The sequence below is a fragment of the Streptomyces sp. NPDC006643 genome (assembly GCF_042870175.1).
Lineage (GTDB): Bacteria > Actinomycetota > Actinomycetes > Streptomycetales > Streptomycetaceae > Streptomyces.
This window is the reverse complement of sequence record NZ_JBIAHA010000020.1, coordinates 1-24,241: the sequence shown is the minus strand read 5'-3', so window position 1 is coordinate 24,241 and position 24,241 is coordinate 1. Positions and strand designations below refer to the sequence as shown.

Sequence of the window (24,241 nt, the reverse complement as noted above, 5' to 3'; positions counted from 1 at the left end):
AGGCAGTCAGAAGCCGGTGAGCCCCGCTGCTCCCAGAACCACGCGTAACAAGAAATTCGTCACGCTCGATGACTATCGCGGGGAATCGGACGGCGACGGGAAGAGCGATTCGAACGGGCAGAAGTCATCGCACCCGGACGATTCCGAGCCCGGTTACGACCGGTCCGCCGCGCCCGACGGTGCTTCGGGCGGATACTCGTCCGGCGGCGGGGGGGATTCGGGTGGCGGTGGGGGAACCCTGCGCCCCAACAACGGCGGTGACAGCTTCACTTACACCACCACCGGGTCCTCGGGTGGAAGCTCCACAGGCCAGGGATCGCGGCCCGGCGGAAACAAGCCGCGGGTTGCCCCGAGGACTTTGAGCTCCGACGAGGCGGTACAGGGCCCGGCCCGCCAGGCCGAAAGCCCGGTGCCTTCTCCGGGGACCTTGAGTCCTGATGAGGCGGGGCAGGCGTTGGCCCGTCGTGCCGAAGGGCGGGGTATGTCTCCGGATGAGGCGAAGAAGTGGGGTGATGAGCTCGCGGCTGCTCGCCGTGATGGTGATTCTGTTGCTGAGCGGCGTACGCAGGAGGGTTTCCGGGAGCGCATTGCCGAGCTTGAGTATCAGAGAGGGGGGAGCGATACGGTCCGGGGTGCCGGGGGTGAAAGCCCGGTGCCTTCTCCGGGGACTTTGCGTCCTGATGAGGCAGGGCAGGCGTTGGCCCGTCGTGCCGAAAGGCGGGGTATGTCTCCGGATGAGGCGAAGAAGTGGGGTGATCAGCTCGCGGCTGCCCATCGTGATGGTGATTCTGTCGCTGAGGGGCGTGTGCGAGAGGGTTACTGGAAGCGCCTTGCCGAGCTTGATTCTGTGGAGGCGGAGAAGGCCAGGCTCGAATCGGAGAAGATCCGGGAGGAAGTCGAGGTAATTCCCGGTTCTGATGCTGAAAGAGGGGGGAGCGGTACGGTCCGGGACGCCGGGGATGAAAGCCCGGTGTCTGCTCCGGGGCGGTCTTCGGGTGAAGAGGTGGTCGGCCAGACAGAGGTGCGGTCTGGTGGAGACAGTGTGCGTCCGCCTACGTCCAGTAAGCCGGGGCCTTCTGGGGAGACTTTGGGTTCCGATGAGGCGGGTCAGGGACTGGCCCGCCGTGGAGGGGAGCAGCCGGGCGAGGGGAAGACCGGCCCCTCGTCCACGATGCCGCCGTCGACCGGAGCTCCTGACGTGCCGTCGGGACGTGGTGCTTCCGGGTCCAAGACAGGGAGTGACAGCTCGGCGTCCGAAGCGCGGAAGGGCAGTGGTTCGGGGCGCGGTTCGTCCACAGATGTCCCAGTGGCGACCCGTGAGGACGAGGAAGCGCTCGACGGCGACGGCGCCTTGAACCCGGAGCAGCTACGACGCCCGGACACGCGGACGGACATCCACAACGAGGGCCGGTTCGGCAACAGCCCCGCCGGGGCACCGCCGGGCAGTGGCGGTCGCAGTGGAAGCGGTGCGGGCGACGGGCGAAGCGCCGACGCCCTGTCGCCGGCGCCGTCCAAGGAGAACACCGCCACGCGAACCCCCACCTCATCGGGGAGCCGCAGCCCCGGTACGAAGACCGGGGACGACGTCAGGGAGACCGGCGGCGAAGGGCCGTCTGCGGTGACGAGTGGCAACAAGGGTGACAGTACGTCGACGTCCTCCGCGCAAGACCCCGCCGTCGGGCGGGAGTCGACTGGTGAGGGCACCCGAGACGAAAGTCCCGCGGTGTCTCCCGTCCCCGTCACGACGCCGGGCCCGAGCACGGCCGGGCCCGCCGTGGCCGGCCCCGTCGCCACGCCGGTGACGGACTCCACCTCGTCCGACCGGGCCAGTACGCCGCCGGGCGTGACGTCTCCCGACACGGACGCGGAAGAGGGTGCACCGTACGCCAGTGATCAGGCCCCGGTCGTGCGTCCGGGCGCGGACACCGCTCCCGAGGCGATCGGGTCTCCTCGGACCGATGCCCCCTCTTCTCGCTATCCGGGCAGGGCGCGTTTCGACATCGACACCGCGCGGGCCCGGCTCGGCGATCCGGACGTGTCGCCGGAACGCTTGGAGGAGTCCCTGCGCTGGGCCGAAGACGCCGTACTGGATCGCATACAACAAGTCGCGCCGGACGAGAACCCCTTGGGCGTCGTACCACGGCCCGAGGAAGTCGTGGAACTCGTCGCCGCCGAACACCTCCGCGCCGGCCATCTGCCTGCGACAGCCCTGCTCGACTCCCTCATCCAGGGCCCCGGCGTCAACTCACCCCTTCCTCTGGCCGGGGTGGGGCCGGCTCCGTGGGACTGGGAGGCACTGGCCTCTGATCCGGTGTTTGTGGAGCGGTTGCGGGCTGTGTTGCCGGAGTCTGCTTTCAGGGCTGTGGCGGCGGGGTTGCTGGTGGTTGTTCCTGACGGGGTGGAACAGCCGGTGGCTGCCCGGGAGGTGGCCGAGGCGCTGGTCTCGGAGATGCTTGCCGATCCGCAGGTGGCGGTGGCGCTGTTGACCGGTGGTCGGCGCATGATCGTCGTGCCCCGGGACCAGTCGTTGACGTCGCTGCCCGAATTCGTCAGGCTCGACGGCCGCTACGCGACCGACGGCCGGTCTTTGGAGGCGGAACGCGGGCTCTATTTCGCGGGTCATCTGGTGGGTGTGGGGGAGGAGAACCTGCTGGGTGAGACGGTCGCGGTGCCGGGTGCCGATGTTCAGCCCGACGGGTATTCCACGGCCCGTCATGAGTGGGCGCATGCGATCGAGTCGGTCCTGAGTGCTGTGGATCGGCAGTGGATCACCGATGTGTACGAGGAGAAGAGGAAGGCGGAGGCGGACGCGAGGGCCCAGGCGTGGGCGGAGGTACGAGCGAGGGCCGAGGCACAGGCCCAGGCGCGGGCGCAGACGGAGACGGAGGCGACAGCGCGGACCAAGGCGGAAGCGAAAGCGGAGGCAAAGGCACGCGCGCAGGCTGAGGCGAGGGCGCGGGCCGAGGTGGAGGCCGCGGTGCGCTCGGTGGTTCAGTGGCCGGACGGTCCCGGGGCCAACTATTCGTCGAGCAGCGCGCATGAGTACTTCGCGCAGCTCACCAATGCCTATCTCGGTGCGAACACCGGCAGGGACGCCGACAGCCGTGGCCGGCGCAACAACGGTTCCGACTGGGTGGCACAGCACGACCCGGAACTGCTTCCGCTGCTGCAACGCCTCTACGGCACCGGCCGGGCCTCCACTCTCGCCACCCGGGACAACCCGCACACCCTGACAGGCTTCCGCCAACTCTGGGAAACAGCCGAACAGGCACTGTCGGCCGACCTTCGAGCCCAGCCCGACACGAATCCCGCCACATCGCAGACCAGTCGGCCCGAGGTGCCAGGCGCTCATTCAGACCGGGCCGACGTTCACCTGGCGCCCCCGCCCCCTGCCCGGTCGTCGAGGTCCCAGCCCGCGCCCCGGATAATGACGGAAAGCGAGTTCAAGCGGAGGACGGCGACGTCCGGGCGGCGCAGCAACTCCACGATCTCTCAGGTCGACGATGCGCTCAGGGCCTACCATGCCCTGCCGAGCAGCAGGCATGGTGCCCGTCTGCTCGCCCTCAAGGGCATCGTCGAGGCTTCCCTCGGCTACGTGGCCCACAAGCCCGGGGGAGGGAGCCGTGTCGAGGGTGTTCAGGAACTAGCCGGGCAGGCCGAGGAGATGATGCGGCAGCTCGACCCCGAAAACGTCTTCCGGGACCTGCTGACCGTGATGGACGGGACGGTGAGCGAAGGGGGGGACCCGGGCCTCAGCACCCTGAGTCCGGGTAACGAGACGCTGAAGGCGGCCCGAGCCATTCCTGCGGACCGGTTCCACACGATGATGGCCGGCTACGTACAGATGATGGGAAACCTGCGCTACGACCGGACGCTGCCCGCGGAGACCCGCGCCGTCATCGAGGAACTGATGGCCGTGGCGCCGCTGGTGACCGTGATGCAGTTCCCGCGGGGCGGCTGGCCGGGCGTGAAGCTCAACCCCTCGACATCCGGCCAGGGGTTCACCTTCAACGTCGATACTCAGGTCAGGGGCGGCACCTCCTTCCTGCTGGCTCACATCGCCCACGAACTCACCCATATTGCCGCCCACCAGGCTTTCGGCAGTAGCCCGGTGATGGAACTGGTGCGATCCGGGGCGACAGACGCGGAGGTCGGTGCGCTCGCGGCCGAGCGCTCACGCGCCCTCAGCGGCCTTGAGGCGGTCCTGGCGGGAAACCGGGAGTTCAGCGCATTCCAGAAAGACCTGCTGCGGGAAAAGCTGGGCTACGGCGCCCAGCCGGGGAAGCTGGAGAAATACGCGCAGAGCTTCGAGGGCGCGGGAAAGATCACCGCTGCTCAGAGGGCCCGCCTGGTCAGCTGGGGGAAGGCGGCCGGAAACGCGTCCGGCACTCTGGTCGAGTACGACACCGTGATCAACCAGATGCTGGTCTATCTGCACATGTGGAACATCAGCCGGAGCAATCCTTTCTACGTGCAGTTGCGGGAGGCGGCCCAGACTGCCTACGCCCGTCGTGCCTATGCCAGAGGGCTTCGCGAAGCTTCCGAGTCGGCGGACGTTCTGTTGGCGCCCCCGGCTCGGCGGACAGAGCGGGACCCGATCCGTGACTGGCGGGAGATCTCGGCGCATGGAGGGTCGCGTCGTTCTTCCGCGTTGCGTGCCATTGACCAGGCGGTGTCGAATCTTCCGCGCGATGCGAGTCGTAATGATTTGCGCCGTGTGCTGGTCAAAGTGACGGAGTGGCAGAGGGACAAAACATCGGCGAGCGGGCGTTGGGAAGCCGTTTCACGTCTGGAGGAGGCGGTCCGCCTCAGGATGGACCGGCTTGCCGCTGCTCCTCCTCCCGCTTCCGCGCGTGTCTCTGTCCGGGAACGGCTGGAGGCGCGTTCCTCGGAACGTACTTCTGGCCGTGGCCGCCAATCCACCCAGCCTGGGCCTTCTTCGCGGCGCTACGAGCCGCCCGCTGAGTTGCCGTGGCTCACTGACGTTGCGCGATTGGTGGATGGATTCGCCCCCGGCATCGGATGGGAATTGGAACTGCACGGGTTTCGGGTGGTGTTGCCTGCCGGCGCCCTCCCCGGTGAGTTCGGCGTCCTCGTGGAGCTGCCCGGCATCCTGAAGATCGTGCTGGACCGGGCCGGGGGTGTGCCGATCCTTGAGATCGTCTCGGACGTCACCCGTGTTCTGGTGGGAGGGCCTCCGGACGGCCGGGCCGAACGGGCCCACTCGATGGCGGCTCTCGTCGACGTGCTGGGCCGGCTTGAGAATGCACGGGACGGAGCGACGTTCGAGGAGGTCTTCCCGGAGTCGGCGGGATACAGGGTGGATCCACTCGCGGCGGATCTGCCGATCAGGATCAACGACGCCGGCGGGTCCACCATCCTGGTGCATTACACGGGGACCACACCGACTTCGCAGCTCGTGCAGTTCATCGATTACGTCACCACCCATATGCGTCGGGAGTCCGAGCCGGTACAGATCGCCTATGCGGACGCGAACACGGGCATTGGTTTCGGTGCCGAGGCCCGTGCGGACTTCGAACGCTGGCTTCGCAGGCGTCCCGAGTGGGCTGGCGCGGTGGACCCGTGGGACGTCAAAGAGCTGGAGGGCGTGCTCGCTCTCGGGTATACCCAGGTCGCGGCCAGTGTGCGAGGAGCGCTCAACCGGACGCGCCTGCCGAAGGATTACACGGCGGTGACCTCCCGCGTTCGCCTTGCCGCTCTTCGGAAGAGTCTCGGTGCGGCACCCAAGGCGTATCTCGAGGACCGGGCGAGCCGACTCACCGAGCGTTTCGAGAGCACCTTCGACGGTGAGCACGACCTCGGAGGCCGGAGCATACTCGACCTGCAAATTGGTTGGACCAACAGAGGGCCAAGGCCGACGGTCCGCCAGTACCTCGACAATCTGCTCCTGTCCGATCCGGAACGGATCGTGACCCAGCACGAGGCACTGAAGGTCCAGACCGAACTCCCCGATCTGGACTCCAATCCCGACGCCCGGGGAGTGCCGCGTATCTCGCCTCCCGTCGCCCTACTGGAAGCCCGGGCGTTGGCTTCGATCAGGGAGACTCTGGAAACCATCGTTCGCGGCTCAGGAACCTTCGGGCGCTTCTCCCTCGACCGGTACAACGCGGGCAGAGCCGATCGCGGACTGCCGCCCGTCGGCCGGCCCATCGTCCGGCCTCGGCACGAACCTCGGTACGCTCCGCCCACCGTGCCTCGGCCGTCGCCACGACCGGCCGACAGCACCATGACGGCCGGACCGGACCCGGCTGAGGCCTCTGTCCCGTTGGCCGTTCCCCTTTCACCGGCTCTCGTGGAAACGGCGGGGCGTTTGATCGGGATGGACGCGGACGCGCGTGCGCGGGAGTTGGCTTCGCTGGCTCCGTGGGAGCGGAAGATCCTGGCTGCTGATCCGGTGTTTGTGGAGGAGTTGCGGGCCGGGTTGTCGGAGTCTGCTTTCAGGGCTGTGGCGGCGGGGTTGTTGGTGGTTGTTCCTGACGGGGTGGAGCAGCCGGTGGCTGCCCGGGAGGTGGCTGAGGCGCTGGTCTCGGAGATGCTTGCCGATCCGGACGTGGCGGTGGCGCTGTTGACGGGTGGTCGGCGCATGGTCGTTGTGCCCCGGGACCAGTCGTTGACGTCGCTTCCCGAGTTCGCGGAGCTTGGTGGCCGGCGGACGGCCGACGGCCGGTCTTTGGATACGGAACGGGGGCTCTATTTCGGGGGTCATCTGGTGGGTGTGGGGGAGGAGAACCTGCTGGGTGAGACGGTCGCGGTGCCGGGTGCCGGTGTTCATCCCGATGGGTTTTCCACGGCCCGTCATGAGTGGGCGCATGCGGTCGAGTCGGTCCTGAGTGCTGTGGATCGGCAGTGGATCACCGATGTGTACGAGGAGAAGAGGAAGGCGGAGGCGGAGGCGAGGGCCCAGGCGTGGGCGGAGGTACGGGCGAGGGCCGAGGCACAGGCCCAGGCGCGGGCGCAGACGGAGACGGAGACGGAGGCGACAGCGCGGACCAAGGCGGAGGCGGCAGCGGAGGCGAAGGCACGGGCGCAGGCTGAGGCGAGGGCGCGGGCCGAGGTGGAGGCCGCGGTGCGCTCGGTGGTTCAGTGGCCGGACGGTCCCGGGGCCAACTATTCGTCGAGCAGCGCGCATGAGTACTTCGCGCAGCTCACCAATGCCTATCTCGGTGCGAACACCGGCAGGGACGCCGACAGCCGTGGCCGGCGCAACAACGGTTCCGACTGGGTGGCACGGCACGCTTCGGAACTGCTTCCGCTGCTGCAACGCCTCTACGGCTCCGGCCGGGCCTCCACTCTCGCCACCCGGGACAACCCGCACACCCTGACAGGCTTCCGCCAACTCTGGGAAACAGCCGAAGCTGAGTCGTCCTCCCGGGAGCTCGAAGAGAACTCCGATACGCAGATGACCCCTGCCCTCGGCCGTCCGGGCGTGGTGTCCGGGGCAGTTGGACGTGGTGAGGGCGAAGTGTCCGACGAGGCGACCTTCTTGGCTCCCCCGTCGAGCGGTTCGCGGTCGCCGCGGCCCACGCTGCTCACGTTCGACGCCGAGGGTGAGGGCACCGAGATGACCTGGTCGGAGATCGAGAGGTCGTCGTGGTACAGAGCGCTCCCGTCGGTTCAACGTCGGCGGCTGCGTGCGACGGAGGACTACACGCTTCTCAGCGACGCGCTGGACTGGATGCGCAACACCGTGGTCGCCGCCGTGGACGGCGGGGCGGGCCAGGAGGACATCGATCTCCTTGCCAATCTGTACGAGAGGCGCAGAAATCTCAGTGCTTACGATCCGGTGATGCAGCGCACCCTGCCTCGGAGTGTGGGGAGCACGACAGGGCAGACGCACGAGTTGGTGCTGGTGCGCGGCTCGGTCACCGAGTTCGGACGGCACGTGGCATACACGGACGTGATCGTTCCGCACCCCGGTCCTTGGGCGATGGAACGCACGTCTCAGGGTCTGGCAGCCGCGCTTGAGGAAGTGCTGGGTGAGCACAGTACGGCGACGGTCATCACGGACAACGAGACAACCGGCGTTGACAGCCAGTCGGAAGCACTGCGGCGCAACATCGAAGCGATCAACGCACGGAACGCGGGCAGGCGCGGGTATGCGCCGCTGGTCGTGGAGGTGTCCGCGCTGGGCGCCTCGTACCAGGACGGCCAGTGGATGACCACGGTGGCGGGTGTGCCCCTGCGGCTGCGCCACCGGAGTCCCTTCGCCCTCGTCACCGTGAGCCGTGACAGTGCCGCGTCGGCCTATCGGTCCACCGCCGCGCATGAGCAGGTGTTGCTCGGCCCACCCACTTCCACCGTCATGCAGCGGCCCGCCGTCGAGGAGCCGCCCACCTCCGTCGAGGAACCAGCTACCGTCACCGTCCAGAAACCGGCTCCCGCCACCGGGCAGCCGCCCCTTTCCCTGGAGGAGCAACTCGCCGAGCGTGGGCTCGCGCCGGTGTACGTGATGCCCGGCGGGGACGTGCTGGCGCAGGCGCTGACCGCCGTCGCACCGGCCGAGAGCGGCCGGCTGGTGCAGCAGAACAGGCCCGCCGGCCCGGACGAACTGCGGACCTCGCTCGCTGACTTGCTCACCGCCGACCTGCGACGGCCGCCGCAGGAACAGCGGCTGTGGCCCTCGGTGGCAGACCAGGCAGGGCCGACGGGAGCCCCGCTCGCAACCGGCTTCAGCGGAACCGAGGCCGTCCGCGCCGTGCGGACCGGATCCGGGCCCGACGCCACGGACTGGCTTACCCTGGCCGTGGCCGCGCCCGCCCTCGGAGTGCGGCTGACCGTGCTGACGCCGGACGGCACCCCCTGGACTACCGGCCCCGAAGCCGGCCGCCCGGTCACCCTCTTCCAGCAGGCCAACCCCGCCCCGTACACCGCACCTTGGGCGGCCACCGAACCCACCGCCCAGGCCCGGCAGGCCCAACGCCCCGACCTCTCACAACCCGTCACCTCCTCGGGGTTCAGCTGGAACACCACCCCCACCGGCAGCTCTACGCGTCCCGGCACCACCACGACGTCGCCGGCAGCTGTCGAGCCACGCACGGGAAGCAGCCCGGTCGGCCCGGCTGCCACCACCTCCAGCACCCCCGCCGTGTTCTTCGGCTCCGAACCGCGGCCGATCACACCCGCCCCCCAGCGGGCCGACACCTCCTCCGGCACCTCTTCCGGTACAGAGGTCACACGGACACAGACACCCCCCGCCCCGGTCGCGGTCCCGGAGACCACTTCCGCCCCCGCCCCGGTCGCGGTCCCGGAGACCGCCCTGACAGTCCCTCCCGCGGAGGAGACCACCGCACCCCACGCGCCCACCAGCGCGGGGGCCGAACCGGTCACCGCCGCCACCCCGGAGGACGACGGGACGCCGCGCGTGCTGTCCCGGTACGCGCAGACGTACGGCTCACGGTTCGACGGCTCCGTGGGACTCGTCCTGTTCGAGCCCCTGTCCGAGGACGTACTGGGCGCACTCCACCAGCAGGTCCTCGACGGTCTCGGCGTGGAGTCCGGCAGCGCGGCCGGCCGTGCGGTGCGCGAGGAACTCGCCGCCGTACTCGGTCAGTCGGAGATCGCCCGGGAACTGCCGCAGGTGCGCAGCGCCCGTGGACACCGCGTCACCGTCACCGTGGACGGCCGGGAGCGCACGGTCGACGTCCGGCTGCGGCTGACCGACCCCGCACTCTCCACCCGCGGGGGCACCGTCGCCGAGGTCCCGCGCCGGACGAACGTGGAGCGGCACGGCGAAGGGGGGCAGTCCTCCTCCAGGAGCGCGGGCTCCGGCACCATGCGGACCGTGCCGATCCCGTGGATCGGGATCTACGACGGTCCGGCCGGTCCGATGCGCTGGTTCGACGGCGCCATGGTGCTGAGCCTGACGCACCACCAGTCCTCCGAGTCGTCCACGGTCAGCGACGGTCTGACGGCCAGGACCATGCAGCGGGCCAACGATCCGGCACACGCCGTGCAGTACACCGGCAACTGGCAGATACGCGTCGACACGGACCGCAACGCCCCGGTGGACACCTGGCGCACGGAGCAGGCGGGGGGACCGCTGACCGTCTGGTTCCCCGAGCACCGGGTCTTCGGTGACGGCGGCGCAGCGGGGCCGCTGGCCCGGCCGGCCGACCTCGACGGCCTGCCGCTGTGGGGCGTCGACGAGGTCCTCGATCCCGGCAGGCTGCTGGACGAGTTGCGCGCGGACGACGATTTCACCGTGCTGAACGATCTGGGCGCGGATTCGCGCCGGGAACTGGAGGAGTTCCTCTCCGAGAGGATGCTCAGGGGCGGCCTGCCGATGCAGCGCGACGGCGGTGTCCACTCGCCGGTGCTGTTCCGCCGCAACGGCGACTCGCTGGGCGTGCTCCGGCTCGAAGCCACCGTGGTGCCCCGCGACCCCGCCTCCGCGACACCGGACGGAAAGTTCTCCCTCGAATCCTGGCTCACCCAGAGTTCGGGTGTGGACCAGTCCTCGCGGATCACCAGCGGTGTCTCGCTCGACGGCAGCGGCGGGCCGATGTTCACCCCGGACCACGCGGTCGGCCATCCGGACGCGGCCGAGCGCATGGGCGGAAGCGTCATGGGCAAGGCGGGTGCGTCCTGGCAGTCCGGCGACACGCTGACCACAGGCAGCTCCGTGGCACTGATGCACGCCCTCTACACAACCGACTCTCATCTGGTGACACCGGCGGACATCTCCTACCGTGTCACCCTCATCCGCTCCGGCGGCGGCACGATCACCGGTGCCTTCGGCCCATGGCCGGAAGCGGTCTCACTGAGGCTGCCCCAGCGCAGTACCGCCACCGGGCACGCCCCCACCCCGGAGGAGCGGCGACAGCTTCCCGAGCACCTGGAGAACCTGGAGAGCATCGGAATCTCCGCCGTACCCGTCACCGCCGAGGGCACCAGGCAGATGTTCGACCGGGCCGAGGCGTGGCTGCGACGCGAGGGCTTCCTGCCGCCGGCCGAGCGTGTGTCCGTCTTCAACGAGGACCGCGCCGAACGCCAGTTGGAGAATCTGCGCAGGTTCGCGCAACTGCGCTCCCGGCTCGGACAGGCCGCCGCACAGCCCGACGCGGTCGACGGGGGCAGGCCCTTGTGGTTCGACCTCCCCGACCACGTGAGCGGCGCGCGCCGCGTGCAGTTGAGGTACTCCGCCACCCGTGACCGGACCCGGCCCGCCGAGCACACGCGGCGGTTGCCGGGCGTGGACACCGTGACCTTCAACGCCCAGGAGGCGCGTGGCGGCCGGCAGCGCGGCAACATGTTCGGCGGCAGCGTCGGCGGCGGTGCCGGTCCGCGCTTCCCGATCGGCCGTGGCGCGGCGGCACTGGACGCGACCGGGGACTACACCTGGGGGCGCTCGCACGAAACCTCCGCGAGTGCCGGGTCCGCGGTCGGCATGGACGGGTTCAACATCACCACCGGCGCGGGCACCGAACTCTTCGACATCCCTGCCCTGTTCACGCTGGATCTCTACGAGGGCACGGCCGAGGAGCCCGCGGTCCGGTTCGCCGCCGAACCGACACCCGAACCGGTACCCGGGGGGAACCCCGCGATGATCCAGCCGGCCGAACCGGCTCCGCCGGCTGTCGCCGGGCACGTCCGCCTCGTCGTACCGCACCACCGCACCGTCCCGGCGGACACCCTCCCCGTGATGCCGGCCGCTCCGCACCACGTCCGCGCGCCCGTCACCGGGGGCGGGCCGGACGACGACGTCGTACGGCTGGGTCTGACGGACGACACCGGGCGTCCGCTTGCGGGGCTGCTGAGGCTGCCGGACGACGCGAACGTGGACGTCTTCCGAGGCAGCGCGGCACTCCAGGAGGCGTTCCGGCAGATCGTCACCGGCACCTACCCCGGTCGTCCGGCCGTCGACGCGTTCGGCCGGTGGACCGAGGGTGCCACGAACCGGATGCCGGGCGTCGTGACCGGGCTCGGCAGCCGGCTCTGGGGGTATCTGACCGGCCCCGCGGCCGACGACCAGCGGGCGTTCGCGGGGGAGGCCCTGTACCAGCAGCTGAGGGTTGCCACGCTGATCGGCCGCGCCGCGCAGATCTTCAACGGCGGCTACGTCATCGAGGGTCTGACCCTGCCCGGGCTGCTCTCCGACCAGGAACTGTCGCTGGAGATCACCGGGTACCTGCACAATCCGACGTACAACGGCTCGTACACCACCTATGCGGAGAGCAACCTGGGCGCCAGTGACAGGACCGCGACGGGGCGCTCCGTAACCACCTCCCACCAGTACGGCGTCGGACTCGGCGCGCTTCAGACGCCGCCCCCGCCGTCCCCCGACGGCACGCCGCAAAGGGCCTCGCTGGCCAATCCCAGCGTGCGGGGGGCCTACACCCACCGCACCGGCAGGACGAGCGAGCAGTCCGCCGGCTCCACGGTTGTGCGGACCCCGACGGAGGCCGGGGAGCAGCACCTCATCGGTGCTGACGCCACCCTGCTCGTGACCCTCCGTCAAGGCACCCGGAACGTCGCCATGAATGTCGCCGGGATGGGCGGTCGCGACGGCATCACCCTCGCGATCGACCTGCCGCGTGCCATCCGGTTCCAGCTCTCCAACAGCCAACTGATCCGCTTCGAACGCTGGTTCACCGGTGTGCCGGGCATGCCCCGGCCGGTCGTGGCAGAGAACTCGGTGCCGTTGCCGGAGTTGTACGTGGAGACCGGCGAGGTCGGACTGGGCAGTGTCCTGTCCGTCATCCAGCTCGACAACCTGGTACAGCGCAACGAGAGGCGCGACCGGCTGCGGAGCGAACTGCTCGCGCTGGTGGAGAGGGAAGCGCCGGGCGTCACCCGGCCGGGGCATCTCGCCTTTCGGCCGGGCGTGTACACCCGGATCGCCGACATGACCTCGCCCGCCCAACTGCGTACGCTTCCGGGCCGGCGGACAGTGAGCCACTGGGTCCCGCTCGGCAGCCGGCTGGCGGAGATCACTCTCTCCGCCGAGCCCGTGGCCCAGACCCCGGCGCGGCGCGAGCTACGCGGCCGGCCCGCCGGCGCCGGCGCGGGCATCGACCAGATCGGTGCGCACGCCCCGGTCAACCGTTCCGAGTCCGAGACGGTCAGCCGCTCGCTGCGGGTGTCGGCGAACCCCATCTCCCGCTACCCGCGCCCCCAGGGCCGGTCGGGCCGTACCGACCGGACCGGTCCCGTGCTGTCCGGCACCGGGTCCCGCGGCCGGACCGCGCGCACGGACTTCGCGGCGGAGGACCGCTACTGGGCCAGGAACGAGAACGTCGCGGACTTCGACAACATCGACTACACCATCACCGCGACGGTGCGCTCGGCACTCGTCCAGGACTGGCCGGTGGATCTGGTCGTCGGAGCCCTGCAATCCGGCCTGCTGACCCTGACCGAGCGGGACGGCGGCGAGCCGGTCGCCCGAATCCTCCGTCTGCTGCGCGGAAGGCCCGCTCACCAGGTCCAGGTTCCGGTGGCCGTGTCGCTCAGGTTCTCCTCGTCGGAGTCCGTGGAACCGCGCCGGCACGAGCCGGCGGTGCGGCCCCGTATCACTGACGCCGACCCACGGCTGCCCGCTCCACGGCTGACAGCTCCGCGGGATCCGCAGAATCCGCTTCCGCTCGACGAGCGGCCTTTCACGGCCGGGTCCCGGCTCCTGCCCACCGGCGCGACACCGGTGTACGCGTTCAACGCCTTCCACGAGGTGGCCGAGGCGCTGCGCACGGTGGCGCCGCGGCTCTCCGGCTCGTGGGGCCTGACGGCCGATCTGACGCCGGAGGCGGCGGCATTCCGGCTGGGCGAACTCGTACAGGCCGGTGAGATCCCCGTCGAGGCGCCGCGCACGGCGGCGGGTCTGACCGACACGATGCCCGGCGCCTGGCCACTCCAGGGCGAGCCCGTCACCCCCCGCCTCCAGGTGACGCTGCACAATCCGCGGCCGATCAGCGACGCGGACGACATCGCGGTCGACCGGCTGCGGGTGACATCGCGCTCGGCCGGCAGTTCCTCGTCGGCGGCCTCGACCGCCGGTCTGGGCTACCAGTGGACCCAGAGCGGCAACGACACGAACACACACCTGGTCAGTTTCACCCTGCCCGTCCTCAACCGGCAGCCGGTCTCCCGTACGGTCGGCGCCTCGGCCTCCGGCGGCGGCTGGGACCGTCTCAAGACCGGTGCCGCCGCCTCCTCCGAGACGGAGCCCGCGACGCGCAGCTACGAGACCATGGTGGACGTGGTGATCACGGTCGCCGGGGAGGGGATCCGTTACGTCGTCGGCAGCGCGGTGGCCCGGGTCTACGAGCGTGATCTGCTCGGCTACGGGGTCACCGCGCCGCGCACCTCCTCCAAGGTGTACGACCTGCCGGCGATGCTCGCCGGGCAGTCGAGCGACAGGCTGCGGGACTGGCGGAGGCATCCGGTCACCGAACTGCCCGCGGTGCTCGCCGGAGGACTGGACGAGCGGGAGAACGGCGCTCAGCTCTGGCTCCATGTGGGAGCCGACCCGGACGGCACCGGGCTGGCCCGCGCCCTTTACGTGGGTTCGCGCACCGCGGTGGCGGCAGGCAGGCCGGTGGAGCTGGTGGTGCGCGGAGCGACGGGACTGCGGTTCTGGCCGTTCGGCGCCGACGGTTCACTCGTCGACCTCACCCCGGCCACACAGGAGACCTGGAACCGGCTGCGGTCCGCGATCACCGCCGCCACCGACGCGACCGCCGCCGAGGCGGAACAGGCGGCTCGGGAGACGCGGCTGACGCCGAGGGAGGCGGAGGCCGAGGTGCGACTGGCGCACTCGCGGCGGGAGTTGACCGCCGTGACCGAGGCGCGGGACGCCGCCGCGACGGCGCACGCCACCGCCCGTGCCGCCCGCGATTCCCTCGCGGACCGGCTCGGTGACGCCGAGGCGGAACGCGCGACCGCCGAGGCGAGGGCCACGGAATACGCGGCGGCGGTCACGACGGCCGAGGAGCGGCTGGCGCGGACGGAGCAAGACGTCGCCGACGCCCGGCGGGAGGTCGACCGGGCCGCCGCCGAGGCCGCACCGGCACCGAGGGCGGAGCCCGGTCCCGAAGCCGCCCTGGCCGACGCGCGAGCCGAACGCGACCGTGCCCAGGTGGCGCTGGCCCGCGCGGAGGGCATGGCCGACGTGGCACAGGAGGCGGTGGATCGTGCCGTCGCAGGGGTGGCGGACCTGCGGGACCAACTCGCCGCCGCCGACGATCGGGTGCGGGAGGCGGCCACGCGGGAGCGGGTCGCCGAGGACGCCGTCATCCGGGCCACCACGGATCGGGACCAGCACTTCCGGGACCACGAGCGGCTTCAGGAGGAGCTGCGGGACGCCCGCCTGCGGCAGGCCGAGGAGCAGCGGCTGTGGCAGGACGCGTGGGGGGCCATGCCGGGCCGGTCCGGAATCCTGAGCGCCGACCGCTGCCGTGAGGGGGTCGGTGGAGCACGGTTCCCGCTGGGCTCGCTCTCCTAGCGGGAGCCTCGGCCCGCGTAGCCCCGACGAGCCGTTGATCACGCGGTGGTCGCCGATGCCGATGCCGATGCCGACGCCAGCGCTGGCATCGGCATCAGCACCAGCGCCGGCGTCCAGCTCGGTCCCGTGTGCCGGTGAGGCCTGCCGGTACGCTGCTGGGGTGATGGAGCGCACCGAACGGGAGGGGCGGCGGCCCGCCAACGACGGGCCGAAGGCTGCCGCCCGTAACCGGGCCGCCCTGGTCGCCGCCGCCCGGGAGGTCTTCGCGGAGCAGGGTTTGGAGGTGCCCCTGTCCGCGGTGGCGCGCCGGGCCGGGGTCGGACAGGGCGTTCTCTACCGGCACTTCCCGGACAGGACCGCCGCGGTGGCCGCGGTTCTGGAGGAGAACGTGCGGCAGATCGAGCAGGCGGCCGAGTCCGACGGCGCTGCCTTCGCCGACCTTCTCGGGGTGCTGACGTGGCATCTCGCGGAGTCGGCGGCCTTCATCGGACTTCTGCACGCCGACCCGTCCGGCGATCGCTCCGGAATCCGCGTACACGCCTCGGCCCTGTCCGAGCGCGTGGAGCGCGCCCTGCGGAAGCGACTGCCCGACGGGCACCGGCTGGCCGGCGCGAACGACCTCGTTCTCGCGGTCGCCATGGTCTCGGCCGCCGTCACCGGCCACAGCCACGAGGAGCGGAAGCGCCGGGCGCTGGACGCCTGGCGGTTGCTCGCCGTCGAGGTGGGACCGGTGCGGCCGTTCGACGGCTGAACGCGGGGCGGTTCAGCCGCCGTTGGACTGCCTGATGCCTTCGGCGAGGGCTTCGAAGGCGTACAGATAACCCCCGGCGGGACCGCTGACGGTCATGTACGCCTTCGTTCCACCGGGTGTGATGGCCACGTTCGTCGCGGACTCCAACCCCTTGGCCCCGGCGGGCAGTTCGACTGTCGCCAGCCGTTCACCGTGCCGGTCGTAGACCGCCATCGCGGCCCGGCCGTGCAGTCCCTGGTACAGATTGCCGTCCGCGTCCACGGCGATCGAGTCGGTCTGCGCGATGCCTCCGTCGACGCGGATCGCGGTGTGCCGGGAGGTCACCCGGCCCTGCTCGTCGAGGCGCAGATACGAGACGCGGTTCTCGGTGAGTTCGCTGAACCACAGCCCCTGGTGGGCCAGGTCGAAGGAGATCCCGTTCGGCGCGGCCAGATCCTTCGCCAGAACGGTGGCCGTCTCCCCCTCGCGGTCGATCCGCACCACCCGCCCGTGCGCCTCCCCTTCGGACAGGCCGCGGGAGTCGCTCACATACAGGTTGCCGTCCCGGTCGAAGGCGATGTCGTCGGGGTTCATCGGCGCTCCGGCGATCTCGCCGGAGAAGAAGGTGCGCGGATCGCCGCCGTCGGGGGCCAGGCTCACGATCTCGCCGTGGGCGAAGTCGCTGAGGTAGAGGCGTCCGTCGTACGGGCTGAACTGCGCCGAGGTGTAGGCCCCCCGGCCGTCGGTGTGGACGGACCGGGACGTCTTCTTCCTGACGTCGACCCGGATGACCTTGGGTTTGCCCTCGGGCGCGGTGACGTCGACGACGAACAGGTCGCCGTTCCGGCCGAACGTGGGTCCTTCCAGCAGTGTCATCCCGGTCTCGGCGTGCACCGAGGTCAGCTGCATGACCTGCTGCGCGCGTATGGCCTTGCCCGAGCCGCCGTGCGCCGCCGCCTCCTGCGCCGCCGCTTCCTGCGCCGCCACCTCCTGCGGTGGCGCGCCGCTCTCCGTACCGCATCCGGTCAGCATCAGCGTGCCGACCGTGGCGAGCACGGTGAGGGACCGGGCGGAGAACGGCTGCATGAGGATCACTCTTCCTGTCCGCTGTGTGGGGTCCTGCGGGCGGGGATGCGTGGCGAGCCGCAGGGCGTGAAGGCGCCCTGGCCGGATCTCGCCGTACCGCCGGACCACAACCGGACACTGTTGTCCGGTAGTTGCTACCGTAGCGGACGGCCGCCTGTCCCGGCGGTCCGTCGTTAAGGATCGAGGCCCCCACATGACGACCCCTCAAGCGCCCGCTCCCCACGAGCTGGCCGCACTGAGGCAGCGTTACCGCCTGGAACGCGAGCGGCGCGTACGCCCCGACGGAGCCGCCCAGTACCGGGACGCCGAGGCCGAGTTCGGCTACTACGCCGCCGACCCGTACGTGGCGGAGGCGAAGGAGCGCGACCCGCTCCGCGACACCGTGGAGGTCGCGGTGATCGGCGGTGGGTTCGGCGGCCTCCTCGCCGGGGCGCACCTGCGACGGCAGGGCGTGGAGCGCGTCCGGATCGTCGAGAAGGGCGGAGACTTCGGAGGCACCTGGTACTGGAACCGGTACCCGGGCGTCCACTGCGACGTCGAGTCCCACGTATATCTGCCGCTGCTCGACGAGACCGGTTACGTACCGGAATGGAAGTACGCCCCCGGTGAGGAGATCCGCCGTCACGCGGTCCGTATCGCCGAGAAGTTCACCCTCTACACGGACGCGTTGTTCTCCACCGGGGTCACGGCGCTGACCTGGGACGAGACGTCCGAGACCTGGACCGTGGCCACGGACCGCGGCGACGCCTTCCGGGCCACGTACGTCGTCAACGCCACCGGCACCCTCACCGACCCCAAGCTCCCCGGGATTCCCGGCATCGAGGACTTCACGGGCCACACGTTCCACACCTCGCGCTGGGACTATGCGTACACCGGCGGCACCCCGCAGGGCGGCATGACCGGCCTCGCGGGCAAGCGGGTCGGCATCGTCGGCACCGGGGCCACCGGCATCCAGGTCATCCCGAAGCTGGCGGAGGACGCCGGACACGTCTACGTCTTCCAGCGCACCCCCTCCACTGTCGACGTACGCGCCAACGGCCGCACCACCGCGCGCGACGTCGGAGCCGACCGCGAGGGCTGGGCCCGCAGGCGCCGCGAGAACTACCTCCGCATCGTCTCCGGCGAGCCCGTCGAAGAGGATCTCGTGGCGGACCGGTGGACCACCTCGGCCGCACTGCTGGAGAAGCTTCTGCCGAGCTTCCGCCGCGAGGGCGATCCGGCGGCCTTCGAAACCGCGTACGAGGCCGCCGACGCCGCCAAGATGAACGAGCTGCGCGCCCGCGTCGAGCGGACCGTCACCGATCCGGAGACGGCGGAGAAACTCAAGCCCTGGTACCGCTACGCCTGCAAGCGCCCCACCTTCTCCGACCTGTACTACCCGGCGTTCAACCGCGCCAACGTCACCCTGGTCGACACCGCGGACACCCACGGCATCGAGCGCGTCACCGAAGACGGTGTCACGGTCGGCGCCACCACCTACCAGCTCGACTGCCTGATCTTCGCGACCGGATTCAACGTCGGGACCTCCGGCATCCACTCCGGCAAGCTCCCCGTCCACGGCCGCGGCGGCACCCGACTGCTCGACAGCTGGGCGCGCCAGGGGCCGCGCACGCTCCACGGCTTCACCAGTAACGGCTTCCCCAACCTCATCCGGCTGGGCCCCCTCCAGAACGCCAGCAGCGTCAACTTCACCCACATCCTGGACGAGCAGGCCCGTCACGCCGCCGCCCTCATCGCGGCGGCCGAGGCCAGGAGCGCCCTCATCGAACCGTCCCGGGAGACCGAGGACGCCTGGCTCGCCACCCTGGCCGACGGCGCCCCCGACCACGAGTGGTTCCACGCCGAGTGCACTCCCGGCTACTACAACCGCGAAGGACGCGGCCGGCCCAACGGCCCGACCGCCTACCCCCACGGCGCCGTCGCCTTCCACGAGTTGCTGGAGCGGTGGCGCGACACGTCCCTGGACGAGATCCTCCGGGCCAGGACCGCCCCTCACCTCTGATACGGCCGGGCGGACCGCCTCTGATACGGCGGGCCGGACCGGCGGCGGGTCACGTGCCTTCAACGGAGACGGCGCGGATCCGCTCCGGCCGGCTCCCGCAGACCACCGAACCCCGAGCGACCCACGACCGCCTTCCGGAGGACCCCCGCATGACCGCAGCCGTACCAGAGCAGGACACCGCTTCCCGCGCCCACCGGGGCGTGATCGTCACCGGGGCCGCCTCCGGCATCGGCCGGGCCGCGGCCCTGGCCTTCGCCGCCACGGGAGACCGCGTCCTGGTCGCCGACCTCGACGCGGACGGCGCCGAGGAGACGGTGCGGCGGATCAGGTCCGCCGGAGGCGTCGCGCTGGCGGCCGTCGGGGACCTGGCGGAGCAGCACACGGTGGACGCGGTGGTGGACCGCGCGGTGGCGGAGTTCGGCGGGATCGACGTCTTGGTCAACAACGCGGGAGTGATGGACCGTATGTCGGCGGCGCACGAGACCGACGACGCCGAGTGGGAACGGGTGCTGCGGGTCGACCTCACCGCTCCCTTCCTCCTCACCCGCGCCGTACTCCCGCACATGCTGACGGCCGGATCCGGGTGCCTGGTCTTCACCGGCTCCGAGGCGGGCCTGCGCGGCGGAGCGGCCGGAGCCGCCTACACCGCCGCCAAGCACGGGATCACCGGCCTGGTGAAGAACCTGGCCGTGATGTACCGCAAGCGGGGCATCCGGACCAACATGATCGCGCCCGGCCCCACCGCGACCGGTATCGGCGTCGACGCCCGTCCCGACGCGCACGGCCCGGGCGTCATCAGGAGCCTCGTCGGCGCCAACATCGGCCGCCTCGGCTCCGCCGACGAACAGGCCGCCGCGATCCTCTGGCTCGCCTCCGACCAGGCGGCCTTCGTCAACGGCGCCGTCCTCCCCGTCGACGACGGCTGGTCGGCCGTCTGACCTCGGCACGAGCCGTCTCGCTGCGGCGAGGGCTCCGGCGCGGTGGGGGACGGGCCTCGTACGTCAGTCTTCTCGCACCCGTGGCACGATGCTGACATGGACGTGATCGGCAGGAACAACGTGACGGTCACCGGGCGGTCCGACGGGCCGGTGGTGATGCTGGCGCACGGCTTCGGCTGTGACCAGAACATGTGGCGTCTGGTCCTGCCGGCACTGACCGAGCGATTCCGGGTGGTGCTGTTCGACTACGTCGGCTCAGGACGCTCCGATCCGTCCGCCTGGGACGCACAGCGTTACGCGTCCCTGGACGGCTACGCGGCCGACGTGCTGGACGTCTGCGACGAGCTGGACCTGACCGGCATCACCTTTGTGGGGCACTCGGTCAGTGCGATGGTCGGGGTGCTCGCCGCGGCCCGCCGGCCCCAGCTGGTCTCCAGGCTGGTGATGGTCGCGCCCTCTCCCCGCTACATAGACGACCCGGCGGCCGGCTACACCGGTGGATTCAGCGCCGACGACATCGAGGAACTGCTGGATTCGCTGGACAGCAACTATCTGGGCTGGTCGGCGGCGATGGCCCCGGCGATCATGGGCAATCCGGAGCGGCCCGAACTCGGGCAGGAACTCACCAACAGCTTCTGCGCCACCGACCCGGCCATGGCCGCGGTCTTCGCCCGTACCACGTTCCTGTCGGACTCCCGCGCCGAGCTGGCCCTGGTCACGGTGCCCACGCTGGTGCTGGAGTGCGCGCAGGACATGATCGCGCCCCGGGAGGTCGGCGCGTACGTGCACGCCGCGATCCCCGACAGCCGGCTGGTCACTCTGGACGCCACGGGGCACTGTCCGCAGCTGAGCGCGCCGGAGGCCACCACGCGGGCCATCGTGGAGTTCGCCGGCGCCGCCGCGTGACGGGCGAGACCGCCGGCGGCGATCCCGAGCCCGCCGCCGGCACCGGCGGCGCGGTAGGCCCGGCGGGCGCGGACGCCGCGGGCGAGGATGTGGACGAGGCGGGGCTGGCGCAGTTCTCCGCGTTGCTGGAGGACAGCACCGAGGACCTGTACGACAACGCGCCGTGCGGGTACCTGTCGACGCTGATGGACGGCCGGATCGCGAAGATCAACACCACGCTGCTGGACTGGCTCGGCTACCCCCGCGGCCTGCTGGTGGGACGCAAACGCTTCTCGGACCTGCTCACCGTGGGCGGCAGGCTCTACCACGAGACGCACTTCGCGCCGCTGCTGGCGATGCAGGGCCAGGTCTCCGGGATCGCCCTGGAACTCAAGGCCGCCGACGGCGCCCGCCTGCCGGTGCTCGTCACCTCGCAGGTCAAGACCGGCACGGACGGACAGCCGTTGCTGATCCGCACCACGATCTTCGACGCCCGCGACCGCCGCGCCTACGAGAACGAACTGCTGCGCGCCCGGAAGGAGGCCGAGCAGGCCCACGCGGAAGCCGAAGCCGCCCGCCAGATCGCCGATGCCGAACGCAGCCGCCTGCGGCAGGTTCTGGCGGTGCTCCAGCGCAGCCTGCTGCCCCCGTCACTGCCCCGGGTACCGGGCGCGCAGGCCGCCGCGTACTACCACACGGCCTCGGCCGACGAACTCGGCGGCGACTTCTACGACCTGTTCGCGCTCGGCGGCGGGCGCTGGGGCTTCTTCCTCGGCGATGTGTGCGGCAAGGGCCCCGAGGCCGCCTCGGTCACCTCGCTGGTCCGCTTCACCCTGCACGCCGCGTGCCTGCACGCCCCCGATCCCGCCTCGGCGCTGGACCTGCTCAACACCGTGCTGTACGAGCGCTACACCGGGGAGGACCCCCGCTACTGCACCGTCGTCGCCGGCACTGTCACCCCACGCGACAGCACCTTCGACGTGACGCTCGCCTCCGGCGGTCACCCCCCGGCGCTGGTGCTGCGCGCCGACGGCACCGCCGAGCAGATCCACACCCCCGGCGGCATGCTTGTCGGCGTCATGCCCCGTCCGCACTTCACCAGCGCGACCACCACCCTGCACCCCGGTGAAACGCTGCTGCTCTACACCGACGGCCTCACCGAAGCCCGTACCAAGGCCGGCCCCCGCTACAGCGAGGACGACCTGCACGCCTTCGCCCAGTCCCTCGCCCCCGCCGAAGCCGGGCAGGTCGTCACCGCCCTGACCGGACTGCTGGAGAGCTTCGGTGACGGCCTGGAGGACGACACCGCCCTGCTCGCCCTGGGCCTTCCCGCCGCACACACAGAGAGCGACTCCACATGATCACCGCTCTGACCCTCACCACCCGCGAAACCCCCGCGGGACCGGTGATCCGCGTGCGAGGGGACCTCGACAACGAGAGCGCCGCCCAGTTCCACACCGCGGTCGACGCGGCCCCCGTCCGACCGGGGCACGTGCTGACCATCGACCTGGCCGACCTGACCTTCTGCGACTCCAGCGGCATCACCGCACTGATCGCCGCCCGCAACCGCGCCCACGCCCTGGGCGCGGACATCACCCTGACCGCCGTCCCCGCCCCCACCGCCCGCACCATGCGCGTCCTGGGCCTGGACCAGATCTTCCCCCTCCACCCCGCCCCCGACCCGGCGGACCCCCGGCCCCCGGCCTGACCGGCGTCGCCTCAACTCCTCGAAGTACACCCGGAAGTGGACTTGTCGCGGCGGCGCACGGGGTGGACGTGGGCTCGCCCGGCCCGCCCGGGTGTGGGTGGGCCGGGCGAGGGTGGGTCAGGTGAGGGCGACGCCGTAGATGGCGAGGACTTCGTTGATCGGCTGGGCGAAGGACGTGCCGCCCGAGGTGCAGTTGCCGGTGCCGCCCGAGAGGACTCCGAGGGCCAGTCCCGTCGTGCCGTTCCCGGTGGGGGTGAACAACGGGGCGCCGCTGTCGCCGGGTTCGCTACAGAGGTTGGTGCGGAAGAGCCCGCTGACGGCGCCGGCGGCGTAGTTGACGGTGACGTTGATGCCGGTGATGCTGCCGCCGCCGCGGCAGCCGCTGGTGGCGCCGGCCAGTGAGACGGACTGACCGGCGGTGGGGTTCGCGGAGCCGGTGATGTCGATGATGGTGCCGTTGCAGTTGACCGTTCCGGGCCGGGGCACCGCGGGGTTGGCGTACTGGACGATGCCGAAGTCGTTGCCCGGGAAGCTCGTTCCCACGGTCGGGCCGATCGGCGTGCCCTGCTGCGAGTTGGCGTTCCAGTTGGAGACGCCCTGGGTGCAGTGGCCCGACGTCACGAAGTAGTCGGTGCTGCCGGACCGTACGTTGAATCCGGCGGTGCAGCGCCTGCCGGCGCCCCAGATCGGCTCGCCGCCCTGGAGGTGCGGGCGCAGGGTGCCGGCGGTGCGCTCGAAGGTGAGGGCGTCGGCCCGTGCGCCGGCGCTCTCGCGCAGTTCGGCGATGTCCGCGGCCGACACGCGCTCGTCCACCGTGACCAGGACGGTGCCGGTCGCCGGGTCGACGCCCCATGCCGTGCCGACGATGTCGGCGGCCAGGACGGCGTCGCTCGCGGCTGCGAGTTCGGCGGCGCTGAACGTCCGTGGCTGGGCCTGCGCCGCCTGTGTGCCGCCGAGCCCCAGTGCGGCTGACAGGGCGAGTGCGGCCAGGGCGGTCACGGGCCGCCGTAAGCGTTCGGTGGTGCGTCTGAGGGGGCTGGTGCGCGTAGTACTCACGTCTTCCTCCCGGGAGGAGTGGGGAATTGAGCGGGACCTATCGCACAGAAAGGCATGTCCCTGACAAGGCATTCTCTCATCGCGTCCCGCGTCACCGAGGCCGTCTTCAGGCCACCCGTTCGGCCACCCGTCGGCCGACCGCGGAACGACCGGGGTCCGGCCACGACCGGGTGGCGGTGCCACTGATCCCCGGGCCGGCGTCCGCCGGCCCGGGGCCCACCCGAGCAGTGGGGGGGGGGCCCCGCCCCCCCCCCCGCCCCCCCCCCCGGGCCCCGCGGGGGGGGGGGGGGGGGGGGGGGGGCCCCGGGGGGGGGGGGGGGGGGGCGGGGGGCACGGCGCGGCTCGCCGGCACGGGCCCGATCGAGTCGCCCGGTACGTA

9 protein-coding genes are annotated in these 24,241 nt (G+C 71.1%); 7 read left to right on the top strand and 2 right to left on the bottom strand.

Going from position 1 to position 24,241, the window contains the following annotated elements:
• Positions 1 to 1,306 precede the first annotated feature (1,306 nt).
• Together ACFYNU_RS25745 and ACFYNU_RS25740 are read left to right on the top strand one after the other, a co-directional pair.
• Positions 1,307 to 15,457, top strand: a complete 14,151-nt coding sequence (locus ACFYNU_RS25745) for a hypothetical protein (protein ID WP_356594539.1) — start codon at positions 1,307 to 1,309, stop codon at positions 15,455 to 15,457.
• A 163-nt stretch (positions 15,458 to 15,620) separates the two neighbouring features.
• Entirely contained in the window at positions 15,621 to 16,208 is a 588-nt protein-coding gene (locus ACFYNU_RS25740) for a TetR/AcrR family transcriptional regulator (RefSeq protein WP_388767412.1), read from the top strand.
• A gap of 12 nt (positions 16,209 to 16,220) precedes the next feature.
• On the opposite strand, the gene ACFYNU_RS25735 is transcribed toward ACFYNU_RS25740, so the two are convergent.
• Positions 16,221 to 17,273 carry an SMP-30/gluconolactonase/LRE family protein gene (locus ACFYNU_RS25735; RefSeq protein ID WP_356594543.1) on the bottom strand — a complete coding sequence of 351 codons (1,053 nt, stop codon included), beginning with the start codon at positions 17,271 to 17,273 and terminating at the stop codon, positions 16,221 to 16,223.
• A 193-nt stretch (positions 17,274 to 17,466) separates the two neighbouring features.
• On the opposite strand from ACFYNU_RS25735, the gene ACFYNU_RS25730 reads away from it, so the two are divergent.
• The 5 genes from ACFYNU_RS25730 to ACFYNU_RS25710 all read left to right on the top strand — a co-directional run bounded on the left by ACFYNU_RS25730 (position 17,467) and on the right by ACFYNU_RS25710 (position 22,806).
• Positions 17,467 to 19,275 carry an NAD(P)/FAD-dependent oxidoreductase gene (locus ACFYNU_RS25730; RefSeq protein WP_356594545.1) on the top strand — a complete coding sequence of 603 codons (1,809 nt, stop codon included), beginning with the start codon at positions 17,467 to 17,469 and terminating at the stop codon, positions 19,273 to 19,275.
• Positions 19,276 to 19,424: 149 nt separating this feature from the next.
• Complete coding sequence (locus ACFYNU_RS25725; protein ID WP_356594547.1) at positions 19,425 to 20,213, top strand: SDR family oxidoreductase; 789 nt, start codon at positions 19,425 to 19,427, stop codon at positions 20,211 to 20,213.
• Positions 20,214 to 20,309: 96 nt separating this feature from the next.
• The gene (locus ACFYNU_RS25720; protein WP_356594549.1) at positions 20,310 to 21,119 is read left to right on the top strand and encodes an alpha/beta hydrolase; all 810 of its coding nucleotides are present in this window, start codon (positions 20,310 to 20,312) and stop codon (positions 21,117 to 21,119) included.
• Positions 21,116 to 22,459: a PP2C family protein-serine/threonine phosphatase gene (locus tag ACFYNU_RS25715; RefSeq protein WP_388767340.1), complete on the top strand. Its 1,344-nt coding sequence runs from the start codon at positions 21,116 to 21,118 to the stop codon at positions 22,457 to 22,459. Before ACFYNU_RS25720 ends, ACFYNU_RS25715 begins: the two co-directional genes overlap by 4 nt.
• Positions 22,456 to 22,806 carry an STAS domain-containing protein gene (locus ACFYNU_RS25710; RefSeq protein ID WP_356594551.1) on the top strand — a complete coding sequence of 117 codons (351 nt, stop codon included), beginning with the start codon at positions 22,456 to 22,458 and terminating at the stop codon, positions 22,804 to 22,806. The genes ACFYNU_RS25715 and ACFYNU_RS25710 overlap by 4 nt, the downstream gene beginning before the upstream one ends.
• A 117-nt stretch (positions 22,807 to 22,923) precedes the next feature.
• Here the strand turns inward: ACFYNU_RS25710 and ACFYNU_RS25705 are convergent, their stop codons facing one another.
• The gene (locus ACFYNU_RS25705) at positions 22,924 to 23,862 is read right to left on the bottom strand and encodes a S1 family peptidase (RefSeq protein WP_356594553.1); all 939 of its coding nucleotides are present in this window, start codon (positions 23,860 to 23,862) and stop codon (positions 22,924 to 22,926) included.
• Positions 23,863 to 24,241 lie beyond the last annotated feature (379 nt).